Raw genomic sequence first — 10,850 nt, forward strand, 5'->3', positions numbered from 1 at the left:
CATTCCCAAACAGTGCAACGTCGCCGCTTTGCTTTGGACATTACCAATGTGTTCATTTATTTCCAATGACTGATTGTAGAGTGCGATCGCTTCATCCACATCCCCTTTGTCGGCGTAGAAAATTCCCAGACAGTGCAACGTCGCCGCTTTGCCTTCGACATCTCCAATACGTTCTTTTATTTCCAAAGACTGATTGTAGAGTGCGATCGCTTCATCCACATCCCCTTTATTGGCGTAGATAATTGCCAATTGGTGCAACGTCGCCGCTTTGCCTTGGACATCTTCGATACGTTCTTTTATTTCCAAAGACTGATTGTAGAGTGCGATCGCTGATGTCGCCCTCCCACATTTGAGCCATCTCCACCTGAGTTTTATCGCCATGAGTTTTGGCAAACGCCCGAAACCGCTCCCAATCTATGATTTTATGGTTGTTGCCAGGAGGGCGGTTGGGCAATGCCTTCACATCTCCGGTTTGGGCTTTGCGCTGCAACCATAGGTTGATCGTGTTGCGGCTGATGTTGAACAGTTCACTGGCTTCGCTTTTCTTGAGTCCATCCAACTCGATGGCTTGGATCACTTTTTGACGAAAGTCGTAACTGTAGGGTTTAGGCATGGCAGAGTAGATGATCGCAGGTTACGATAATATCTTTAGTCTACGTCTTAATCGCCTTGGCGGTTGCTATATTTCTATCTTCAGCAAAATTAACAGCAACGAACCCAATCGTTAACTGAGTCTCAGCAAAATCAATAAAGGTTAACAGTTCTGCTAATGACTGCTGATTTATTTGCACAAAAGCTTCTTTTTCTAAATTTAACTCAGGGGTTACTTGTGGCTGATTTGACTGCTTCTTGGAAAGCATAGATTTGCCTCACAACTGGATTAACATAATTCCAGCGATTTTTGCCATTATATTCAAAAATCTAAAGATTAAACAGCATTAAACCTGCCGATTTCATCTTTATAAACATCCTTGTTTATATATACCGCAGCCAAAGCAGAATAGTATTCTGTTGATATACTCCGCTCAAAATTAAACTGCTCTTGCTTAATCGCATAAGTGATATCATCAGCAGCAACTCGCGATCGCGAGTTGCTGCTGTAAGAAATGCTTGTGATGCTATTTGCATCAATTGGCGGATGTGACCGCCGCTTGTTTTCGCTAAATCTACCAATAGTTGACGCGATTCAAACACTGCGTCTACTTCAACTCTTTGTTCAATTAAACTCGTAACTGCTGTTATACCATCATCATTGATAATCTAGATCATTTTTATATTGTTCAAACTCATATATGTTGACCATCGGTACAATATTTGGTGTATCGAAGGTGTTCGCCAAATTATTTTCAGAATAGACGATAGAAATTGGCGCTGTATAGATAATCGTACAATGTAAACTTTGTAATTGAAATGCGTAATCACAAAATAAATGTTTAGCTACATTTAGGGGCAATCTGTCTAAGTTATCAAAAATAATCAAAAATCCTTTTTCATATTCTGAGTATTTTGATTTAAGCTTGACAAAAGCAGCCCCTAACAACAAATTTATATCTGCTTGTAAACGAGCAATATCTTTTTGTAAATTCTGACGAACTGTCTTTCTTTGTTTGTCAGCGCCTTTAATTTGAGCCTGGATTTTACCCAATAGCTTTGAAATAAAGGGAATCTTTATACCTGCTTCTGCCTCAGCACCAATACTTACTGATCTTTCAACTGTTTGTTCGGTTTCTTGAGTAATTTCTTTAAACCAAGACTCAAAATTCTTTAAAAGTTGTGCATCAAAATTTAATTCCGATGCATATAGCACATCAGCAACTTTTTTAATAATTACCAAATATAAATCTGTGTATTCTGCGTCTAATATATCTAGTTCAGCGTTGGCTTCTATATAAATAACTTTATATTGAGATTCCCATTCTCGCTGAATCTTCCTTAATTCTGTACTTTTACCGCATCCCTGATGTCCAGTGAATAGAAGGCTGCAAAATTCTGCGGGTTTAAGAAAACTTAAGCGAGTTTTAATAGTATTAATTGCCTCTGTCTTGCGAACTTTTGATAAATTGACATAATAACGTTCAATATCTCTATTACTCACTAAAGGAGCTACATCACAAACACGAAAAGCAGCTTTGAGGGTATTAGCGCGATTAGCGGGTAAGGAACTCATTAGGTATTATTTATATTAAGAATTTATATATATTACAGCAGCAAAATCTTAAAGCTTCTTGGCGTTAGATAACTTTTAGGAATCACTAGCGCTAAATGGTAGTATGTTCAGGAATACCTGGCGCTAGATTACCAACAGAATTGTATAATGTCTCTTGCTCCTTGGCGAGGTACGATCGCTCATGCACTCGATCGCAACCGCAGCCTTGTTTATGCCCGTTACCTGCAACTAGCAACCGTACAAGCGAATGGTCGCCCCGCCAATCGTACCCTCGTCTTTCGCGGCTTTCTAGAAGATACAAACCAGCTAAAATTTATCACCGATAACCGTAGCGCCAAAAGCGACCAGATACAGCAACAACCTTGGGCAGAAATATGCTGGTACTTCCCTAATACACGAGAACAATTCCGCATCACTGGCTGTTTAACCCTAGTAAGCGGTGATGATGACCACGATCTACAGCCAGCCCGGATCGCAATGTGGCAAGAATTGAGTGATGCGGCGCGTTTACAGTTTGCTTGGCCGCATCCTGGTAAACCTAGAAACCAAGAAACAGGAGCCTTTGAGCCACCAGCACCCGATCCGGTTGAGCCAGTGGCTAATTTTTGTCTACTGCTACTAGATCCGGTGCAAGTAGACCATTTAGAATTACGCGGCGAACCACAAAATCGATGGCTTTACTGCCGTAGCGATCGGCAAGAGTGGTCTAGCAAAGCGATTAATCCGTGATTTAGTCAAGAGTCAAAAGATTGACCCTTAACTCTTAAAGTTAAACTAAATGCCAGCACCATCTAGAAATTCTTGGATAGTTTTATCCTTAAGATTGCACCAGCGAGTATCACGGGTTAGCTCATCCTCTTTCGCTGCTAAACAACCTACTAAAACAGGAGTTTTTTCTAAAGAATTGGTGCGCTGAAGAGTTTGTATTTGTTCTTCCAACGCCTCAATCCGGTCTACTAAAGCACGAATTACTTGAGCTTCTGAATCTGGTAAGTTATTGTGTTCAAGAGGTGAAACCCGAACTCCAGAACGATACATAATGCGTCCAGGCACACCTACTACAGTACAGTCTGAAGGCACATCTCTTAAAACAACAGAACCAGCACCAATACGGACATTATTGCCAATTTGGATATTACCCAGTACCTTCGCTCCAGCTCCAACTACGACGTTTTCGCCCACAGTAGGATGGCGCTTGCCACATTCTTTACCAGTACCCCCAAGGGTGACGCCTTGATAAATTAGGGCATAGTCTCCGATGATCGCAGTTTCACCAATTACTACACCCATCCCGTGGTCAATAAACACACTTTGCCCAATTGTTGCACCAGGGTGGATTTCAATTCCAGTCAAAAACCGAGCCAAGTGAGAAATCAGGCGCGGAATAAAGGGAAGACCAACACTATACAGCCAGTGAGCCAGCCTATGCAATAACAAGGCTTGCAAACCAGGGTAACAAAATAAAACTTCCAACCAGTTACGGGCAGCTGGGTCACGTTCAAATATGATACGAAAGTCAGCACGTAGTATAGATAGCACGAGATAGCACCCTCGGAAAGCACAACAAGCTACTCTCCCATATTATCCTCTCAGGTGTTACACCTAAAAATTGGGAATAGGGCATTGGGCATTGGGCACAAGAGGCTGAGGGGAAAGACTTACTGCAACTTCTTCCCTGCTCCCCTGCTCCTCCTACTCCCCACTTTACTGCTGCTCCACTTTCAGAGTATAATCCCGCTTGACTCCAGGATTAAACGTACCTACCCAAATCCGATAAGTGCCCCTTTTCCAGTTGCGATCACTAACGCTAGCATCTTTACTTTTACCAGTGTCATCGCCGCAACGAATCGTTGTTTGATCTGGGCCTTGAATGATTAAAGTGGTGTCGTTGTTGTTGCTATCAACTTGGATTGTTAGCTGAGGAAAGTCCTTTTCCAAAACCATAATGTGATCTGGTTTGGGATCGGCAAAGCCAATGCAGGCTTTTTGATCGCGATCGCGGTTACTTATGGCAGACAATGAGTAAGAACCACCTGTAAACCCCTGCACTGTTCCTTGTGCTGAATCAAAGTTTGTTGATAAATTCAAAGTGCCAAAGTTTGCTGTTTGTGCGATTGCAGGGGTAACTGTAATGGCGGTAAGTATAGCCAACAGCCAACCGCCGCAAAACTGAAGTCGGGGGCGACAGTATTTCATAGTAGCCCTCCAACAGGCTTTTAAATAAGTAGTGATATATACATATTCTATTGAAAAATTTCCAGTGAAATTTCAGTTGGTTGTGCCACATTAAAATGTGCCACAGTTAATATTTTGGAAAATGGACAGCTAATTACGAAGTTATTTCTTGATATAAACAGCAGCTACGATTCCCCAATTTCTGATTTGGATGTGATTATCTCTGTTGGACGCAGGGTTTTCTCTTCTAAAGAAAACCCTTGACGGACGATTTTAGTTATTGTTTGGTCTGCTACATCATTTCTGACTTCACGATCAACAACACGGCATAAATTAAAATCTGGTTGTGTACTTTGCAGTTCTATAGGTAAGACTTGGCGCTTTCCTAGTACACCGAGAAACTTCCGATTAACCGCCCCTACAGACTTGGGTAAACGCTGGATAAATTCTGGGTTGGGGTCGGCGTTGTTTTTTAGATAGTCCAGCAAGGCTTCTAGTGCGTCAGCAATTTCTAGCAGTTCTAAGAATAAATCTTCTGTGTCTGCTGCGGTTTGGGTTTGGTGTTCTCGCAAGGACTGTTCTAATACAACTTTGTCCCTTTTTAGGTTATTAATTTCTTGTATGGTCAAGTCACGGTTCTCTTGGCTGAGAATCAAATTAGACATGGGAAACCTCTTTTGATAACATTGGTAAATTTTTAGTTGCCCAAGTTTTCACTTGCGGATGACTATGGTTACTCAAAAGCTGACAAAGCGCGATCGCTCTTTCTAACTGTCCAACCATTTTATACACTTTAATCAGCCACATTTGGGCTTGAATGTAATCTTTACTATTAGTGTCTGTACAGCCTTGGCAGTAGTCTTCTAGATATTTTATCGCTTTGGGGTAACGTTCTTCTTTACAAGCTATAATGCCCTCAGTGAACAACTCTGATAGGTTCATTGGTAAAGGCTCTTGCTCTTGGCGTTCTTCTTGGGCAGATTGAGCAATCGCTTGCTCTAATCCATCAAATTCTGGTAATAAAACCAGTGTCGGTGCTGGCTGATCCAAAGTCGATAAATCACTATATTTGAAGCGTTTGATAGTGGGCAATATGGGACGCAAATAGTCAGCTATAATGCGTTCTTCTGGCTTTGACGTTAGAAAATATTTTTGAGAATCTCTCGTTGTTTACCCTGCTATTAGGGATTGAAAAAAGTCTAAGGTCTATAGTTGCAGATATTGTTTAATGATTGTTTTACTGAACACAATTTAAAAAATTATGAAAATTCGCCCTTTGAGTTGGGGGTTGGCTTTAACCATTACTTGCCAAGAGGTTCCCTTACCACAAAATTTTTGGGCGATCGCGCTGAGGTGATCTCCCAATTTGACGGTATAGGTAACTGATTTTGGGGGTTCTTTAGCGGTCACAGGGGTAGTATTAACTATCGCTACCTGGATATTGTGTAAATTATTTCTGATGTATTTGAGACTCACTGCCACATCGAACCGAAATTTCTAAACCAGCAGCCAGAATCTATCCAAAGATTAAAAACTTAAGTAGCATATACTACAAAATATCTACGTAAATATCATGGGGTAAAAAAAAGCAGAAGGTAAAATTATTTTACCTTCTGCACTTGAGCTTTTATGAAAATATCACGAGTTATTGAGTTGGAAAAAAACACCACCTTTGAGCGATCGCGTGTCAGTTCCATAACTACTAACTGTGAGCGATCGCAGGTTGTTAAAAAATGGTTTACCTAAGACTTCCACTAGTTTGAGAATCGGTACTTGACGCTCTAACAAATTCTGGCTCTTTGTCCAGTCAAGATATATATAGCCTTGGTTTGGTAGGGGAATTGCAGCGATACTATCTTTGAAATTAGGATTGTCAATTATGGAATTATCCTTGGTTGTGAGAATTTCATTCATCGTCTCCAAGTCAGACGCGAAAATTTCGTAATTTCCTAAAGTTGTATGCAATCCCCGCACTTTTGTTTCAATGCTGAAAGATGCTCCTTCTTTGATATCACTTTTTTTTGTAGCTGTGGTTAACTCTGTCCAAGCGGAGATTTTTTGCTTGTCTATATTCAGGGTATTGATGCTGAGTTCGTTGGATAAGGCGATCGCATCTAATCGAGCAACGCCTTGTTCTACACCTGCGGATTTTTCCACCACAAAAATCCAATGTGGAGTTGTTTGCTCTTTCTGAGGTAACAATGCTATGGCATATTCTCCTTGTACCCAGCTAAAAATATCCTCTGGTAAATTTATACCCCAGCGTTTTTGAACATCCACCAAAGGTTTTGCTAACCGAGAAACCACATCTTCCCCAGAACCATATATAGTTGCTGTTGCTTGTCTCCAGAGCTTGGCTAAATCGCTGTCACCCAAATTACTCAAATTCGAGCCGGAAATTGCTAAACCTGCGGATGCTGGAACATACTGTAATGCTCCCACAGGTTTAGATAGCGGTGCAGATGGAGGGACAATTTCCGATGAAGTCAAAATGGTGGTTTCTGCCAGCAATCCTTTGGGATTCAACACTAAGGATATGATTTGACTGTTATAAAGTTGTTCTGGTAACTCTAACCCTTGCCATTTTGCTACGACGGGAAGATTCAAGAAAGCTATAGCTAATCCCCCTTTGAGCCGTTCTTTGGTAGCTTTTTGGTATTCGGGTGAGCTAGTCAAATTCAGATCGGGCGCTTGGACGTTATTGATGGCATCTTTTAGTACTTTCGGATCGTTGGCAAATAAAACGAAGCTTTCACCGACAACAGCACCAGCAAGCAAATCTTGTTCTGGTTGAGAATTGTCAGAAATCAGTTTTACACCTTTATATTGTTCAACAGCTAAGTTTGCCCCAGCTAAGGCTCGTTTAGAAAACAACAATTCGACAAACTCGCGGCTTTTCTGTGGTTGTTTGGTTGCTAATGCCAACAAATACCCTGGCTGCTGTCCGTTTTCTGGCTCGCGATCGATATCTAAGGTAGCGATCGCTAATGTAATTTCATTCCCTAACCAGGGTTGAATGTCTTGTTTGTAATCTATGCCACTTTTGGCGAATAAACTGGTTTTGAGTTTAGATAGTTCCTCTTCCCGCTCCAATGCCTGCAACCGCTCAGGATTGGTCAATAATGAAACCATTGCAGGGGAAAGTTTCGACACAAATATGGCTGCACCAGGCCCGGAGCTAGAAGCAATCAGGTTAGCCGGACTTTTAGCGAAAAACCAGTAAAAGCCTGCGATCGCAATTACTAGCAGCGCGATCGCCCCAGCTACGATAAAACCGATAAATGAACGTTGCCTATTCACATTAAACCTATTAAAAAAGACGGTTTACAGCCATTTAAGCAGAAAGCCTAGCAGAATTAATCAACCCTCTTGAGAATGGATGCTGATGTCAAGGCAGAAATTTTCTGTCACCATAAATAGTATTAGGACTATTTACGAAAACCTCATGACAGGGAACTCATGAATCAAATTAGTGTAGAAGAACTGGCGCAACGTCTTTCTTCTAGCGATCCAAGTATTCAGCTAGTAGATGTGCGGGAACCACAAGAATTGGCGATCGCTAGCATTGAGGGCTTTGTTAACTTACCTTTAAGTCAATTTGCTGAATGGGGAGATCGAGTACCTACCCTCTTCAATCCCGAAGCCGAAACCTTGGTGTTATGTCATCATGGCATCCGCTCTGCCCAAATGTGCCAGTGGTTGATTGCTCAAGGTTTTACAAATGTGCAAAATATTTCGGGTGGTATTGATGCCTATTCCCAACTAGTAGACCCTTCAATTCCCCAGTATTAGCTTTTGCTCGAATACATCACTCAGATGGAACTTACTCTTCCATCTGAGTTTTGCTATGCTAAAGATAGAAGTACATCAATGTTAGAGGCTTGCCGAAAAGTTTGCAATTTGGGCATCAAGTACATCTGCACAAAAATGTTGGATTGCTCTAAATTATAGTTCGGCAGTAGCTCTTGGAAAGCAATATGTATTTAATAATACTGTTGCGTCCACAAATTTGTGCAAAAGTACGGTTAGAAAGAAGCATCGTAAGGGTACATTATAACCAGCAGCTTTTGCAAAAAAAGTTGAGCTACTATGCCAACCCTACTCTTAAAAATGCTCTATATATAAACTTTAAAAATAATTATCATAATATAGTTATATAATTTGCTACTTTAATAAATTATTAATATTCACTGTTTTCGATTAAATCTACAAATTTTTTTTCAGAGTTTGATTAAAATTTGCCTTCAGCAAAACATACCATAATGGAAGTTCAGTTAACAAATCGACAACAGCATATACTTTGGGCAACGGTACGTCACTACATTGCTACGGCAGAGCCTGTTGGTTCAAAAGCTTTAGTCGAGGAATACGACCTGGGTGTAAGCTCGGCGACAATTCGCAATGTTATGGGCGTTTTAGAAAAGTCTGGATTGCTCTATCAACCACACGCTTCTGCTGGACGTGTACCTTCAGATTCAGGTTATCGCATTTATGTTGACCAGCTAATTACACCTTCTCTGCATTCGCGCAGCGTGTCGCAGACAGACGCTACGCGGAGCTTGCTTCCACGAAGTAGTACGGAAACTCTAGGACGAGAAGTAGAGATGGCACTGCAAAAGCAGCTACAGTGGCAAGATCGGAGTTTAGAAACCCTACTGCAAGGAGCCGCACAAATTTTAGCAACCTTGAGTGGTTGCATTAGCTTGATCACTATGCCACAAACGACCACAGCGCTATTGCGACATCTGCAATTAATGCAAATTGAAGCCGGACGGATCATGCTGATTGTGGTAACTGATGGTTACGAGACACATTCCAAATTGATGGATTTGTCGCCAACACCAGAAGAAACACAACGGGATTCAGAGGTAATCGATCGCGAGTTGCAGATTGTTTCTAACTTTTTGAATAGTCACCTGCGGGGGCGAAGTCTGTTGGAATTAGCCTATCTCAACTGGAACGAACTAGATCAGGAGTTCCAACGCTACGGGGAATTCTTGAAAAACTCAGTTGCTGAATTGACTCGTCGCACTCTTGCACCAACTGCAACCCAAATTATGGTTCGGGGTGTGTCAGAAGTTTTGCGCCAGCCAGAATTTTCCCAGTTACAGCAAGTACAAACGATTATCCATCTATTGGAAGAAGAACAAGACCAACTGTGGCGATTAATATTTGAGGAACCAGAACCAGAGGATGGTGGTAAACCAAAAGTAACGGTTCGCATTGGTGCAGAAAATCCATTAGAACCGATACGTACCTGCACCTTGATTTCTTCTAACTATCGCCGAGGTTCGGTTCCCGTAGGAAGTGTGGGAGTTTTGGGGCCAACGCGTCTAGATTATGAAAGTGCGATCGCAGTAGTAGCATCTGCTGCTGATTACCTTTCAGAAGCTTTCAATTATTTCAATCCTTAATAGGGATTAATCGTATCAGGTTATATTTAGGAACAAGCCACTACGCCTTTAGGTGAGTGAACAATACCATAGCAAGCAGATAGCCGAATTTGTAACGGCAAAATTAATAATTAATACTACTTAAATCTTTCATGCTTAGAAAAATTGCCTTTGGTTTACTGTGGCTGGGATTTGTGGTTTATGCTTTTTTGCTCGCGCCTCCCGATCAACCCGGTACATTCGAGTTAATTAAAAACCTTTCTATCGGCCAGTGGCAAGGTATTAACCCGTTAGTCATAGCACTATTCAACCTCATGGGCATCTGGCCTCTTATTTACAGCGCAGTAGTCTTTATTGATGGTAGAGGACAAAAAATACCTGCTTGGCTGTTTTCTACTGTTTCTTTCGCAGTTGGTGCTTTTGCCTTGTTGCCGTATTTAGCTCTTAGAGAACCAAATAATCAGTTTCTTGGTCAAAAGAATACCTTGCTCAAGCTGCTAGATTCTCGTGTAACTGGTTTTGTGTTAACGGTAGCCACAGTTATTCTAATTGCCTACGGTTTAAGAGCAGGAGATTGGGGCAGTTTTGTGCAAGAGTGGCAAACTAACCGTTTCATCAATGTGATGAGTTTAGATTTTTGCTTACTCTGCCTATTATTTCCTGCATTACTGGGGGATGATATGGCACGTCGCGGTTGGAAAAATCCGCAGTTTTTCTGGTTAATAACCTTGATACCGCTATTCGGTCCATTGGTTTATTTATCTGTACGTCCACCTTTGCCGGAAGTGGGTACAGAGTTCATATCCAAGCAGCCAGTGGCAAATTGAAGAATAAAGTGCATTTTTCACAATCTACAATCTAAAATCCCAAGTGGTATCACCTAAAGTCCACCCTTTTTCAAAGGTTTGGGGATTTTCTGTAGGTGCGTAAATCCCAAGAGAAAGTTTTTTTCTGAAAGTACTTTACAAAACGCAATAAATTATTTAAGATGTGTAACAGGTAGTCAAACCTACCTAAAATTCATCTGCAAATAATCGCATTTATAAAACAATGACAACAGCCTTACAACGTCGCGAAAGCGCCAACGTATGGGATCGATTCTGCGAATGGATCAC

Annotated in this window: 14 protein-coding genes and 1 pseudogene; 4 read left to right on the forward strand and 11 right to left on the reverse strand. The window is 41.3% G+C overall.

Annotated elements, in window-relative coordinates; genetic code table 11:
- The 5 genes and pseudogenes from ACFE93_RS32055 to ACFE93_RS32075 all read right to left on the reverse strand — a co-directional run.
- Nucleotides 1–381 (reverse strand): tetratricopeptide repeat protein (locus ACFE93_RS32055; RefSeq protein WP_375479780.1); only part of this gene is annotated, 381 nt, incomplete at its 3' end.
- Nucleotides 287–613 (reverse strand): annotated as a pseudogene (locus tag ACFE93_RS32060) (IS630 transposase-related protein); the annotation flags it as partial. The gene ACFE93_RS32055 and the pseudogene ACFE93_RS32060, both read right to left, overlap by 95 nt.
- A 40-nt stretch (nucleotides 614–653) precedes the next feature.
- Nucleotides 654–860, reverse strand: coding sequence for a hypothetical protein (locus ACFE93_RS32065; protein WP_375479753.1), 207 nt, complete (start codon nucleotides 858–860; stop codon nucleotides 654–656).
- Between the two features lie 115 nt (nucleotides 861–975).
- Nucleotides 976–1,194 carry a hypothetical protein gene (locus tag ACFE93_RS32070; RefSeq protein ID WP_375479755.1) on the reverse strand — a complete coding sequence of 73 codons (219 nt, stop codon included), beginning with the start codon at nucleotides 1,192–1,194 and terminating at the stop codon, nucleotides 976–978.
- Nucleotides 1,195–1,249: 55 nt separating this feature from the next.
- Entirely contained in the window at nucleotides 1,250–2,095 is an 846-nt protein-coding gene (locus ACFE93_RS32075) for an ATP-binding protein (protein WP_375479757.1), read from the reverse strand.
- A gap of 219 nt (nucleotides 2,096–2,314) precedes the next feature.
- Between ACFE93_RS32075 and ACFE93_RS32080 the strand changes: the two genes are divergently transcribed.
- The gene (locus ACFE93_RS32080; protein WP_375479759.1) at nucleotides 2,315–2,896 is read left to right on the forward strand and encodes an Npun_F5749 family FMN-dependent PPOX-type flavoprotein; all 582 of its coding nucleotides are present in this window, start codon (nucleotides 2,315–2,317) and stop codon (nucleotides 2,894–2,896) included.
- 45 nt (nucleotides 2,897–2,941) lie between these two features.
- Here ACFE93_RS32080 and cysE read toward each other — a convergent pair whose 3' ends face one another.
- The 6 genes from cysE to ACFE93_RS32110 form a co-directional block, all read right to left on the reverse strand.
- A complete protein-coding gene (cysE, locus tag ACFE93_RS32085; protein ID WP_375479761.1) occupies nucleotides 2,942–3,706 on the reverse strand; it encodes a serine O-acetyltransferase in 765 nt (254 codons plus the stop codon).
- 165 nt (nucleotides 3,707–3,871) lie between these two features.
- Entirely contained in the window at nucleotides 3,872–4,363 is a 492-nt protein-coding gene (locus ACFE93_RS32090; RefSeq protein ID WP_375479763.1) for a hypothetical protein, read from the reverse strand.
- 164 nt (nucleotides 4,364–4,527) lie between these two features.
- Nucleotides 4,528–5,007, reverse strand: a complete 480-nt coding sequence (gene grpE / locus ACFE93_RS32095; RefSeq protein ID WP_375479765.1) for a nucleotide exchange factor GrpE — start codon at nucleotides 5,005–5,007, stop codon at nucleotides 4,528–4,530.
- Entirely contained in the window at nucleotides 5,000–5,434 is a 435-nt protein-coding gene (locus tag ACFE93_RS32100; RefSeq protein WP_375479767.1) for a molecular chaperone DnaJ, read from the reverse strand. The genes grpE and ACFE93_RS32100 overlap by 8 nt, the downstream gene beginning before the upstream one ends.
- 159 nt (nucleotides 5,435–5,593) lie before the next feature.
- The gene (locus ACFE93_RS32105) at nucleotides 5,594–5,824 is read right to left on the reverse strand and encodes a LysM peptidoglycan-binding domain-containing protein (RefSeq protein ID WP_375479769.1); all 231 of its coding nucleotides are present in this window, start codon (nucleotides 5,822–5,824) and stop codon (nucleotides 5,594–5,596) included.
- Between the two features lie 156 nt (nucleotides 5,825–5,980).
- A complete protein-coding gene (locus ACFE93_RS32110; RefSeq protein ID WP_375479771.1) occupies nucleotides 5,981–7,642 on the reverse strand; it encodes a DUF3352 domain-containing protein in 1,662 nt (553 codons plus the stop codon).
- Nucleotides 7,643–7,801: 159 nt separating this feature from the next.
- On the opposite strand from ACFE93_RS32110, the gene ACFE93_RS32115 reads away from it, so the two are divergent.
- The 3 genes from ACFE93_RS32115 (at nucleotide 7,802) to ACFE93_RS32125 (ending at nucleotide 10,562) form a co-directional block, all read left to right on the forward strand.
- Nucleotides 7,802–8,134: a rhodanese-like domain-containing protein gene (locus ACFE93_RS32115; protein WP_375479774.1), complete on the forward strand. Its 333-nt coding sequence runs from the start codon at nucleotides 7,802–7,804 to the stop codon at nucleotides 8,132–8,134.
- A 470-nt stretch (nucleotides 8,135–8,604) separates the two neighbouring features.
- A complete protein-coding gene (locus ACFE93_RS32120) occupies nucleotides 8,605–9,756 on the forward strand; it encodes an HrcA family transcriptional regulator (protein WP_375479776.1) in 1,152 nt (383 codons plus the stop codon).
- A gap of 131 nt (nucleotides 9,757–9,887) precedes the next feature.
- The gene (locus ACFE93_RS32125) at nucleotides 9,888–10,562 is read left to right on the forward strand and encodes a DUF2834 domain-containing protein (protein ID WP_375479778.1); all 675 of its coding nucleotides are present in this window, start codon (nucleotides 9,888–9,890) and stop codon (nucleotides 10,560–10,562) included.
- Nucleotides 10,563–10,850 lie beyond the last annotated feature (288 nt).

The organism is uncultured Nostoc sp. (assembly GCF_964247315.1).
Taxonomy (GTDB): Bacteria; Cyanobacteriota; Cyanobacteriia; order Cyanobacteriales; family Nostocaceae; genus Nostoc.

Coding starts and splice junctions, on each gene's coding strand:
- ACFE93_RS32115 (WP_375479774.1), top strand. CDS start 7,802: ATGAATCAAATTAGTGTAGAAGAACTGGCGCAACGTCTTTCTTCTAGC.
- ACFE93_RS32080 (WP_375479759.1), top strand. CDS start 2,315: ATGTCTCTTGCTCCTTGGCGAGGTACGATCGCTCATGCACTCGATCGC.
- ACFE93_RS32090 (WP_375479763.1), bottom strand. CDS start 4,363: ATGAAATACTGTCGCCCCCGACTTCAGTTTTGCGGCGGTTGGCTGTTG.
- ACFE93_RS32065 (WP_375479753.1), bottom strand. CDS start 860: ATGCTTTCCAAGAAGCAGTCAAATCAGCCACAAGTAACCCCTGAGTTA.
- ACFE93_RS32125 (WP_375479778.1), top strand. CDS start 9,888: ATGCTTAGAAAAATTGCCTTTGGTTTACTGTGGCTGGGATTTGTGGTT.
- grpE (WP_375479765.1), bottom strand. CDS start 5,007: ATGTCTAATTTGATTCTCAGCCAAGAGAACCGTGACTTGACCATACAA.
- ACFE93_RS32120 (WP_375479776.1), top strand. CDS start 8,605: ATGGAAGTTCAGTTAACAAATCGACAACAGCATATACTTTGGGCAACG.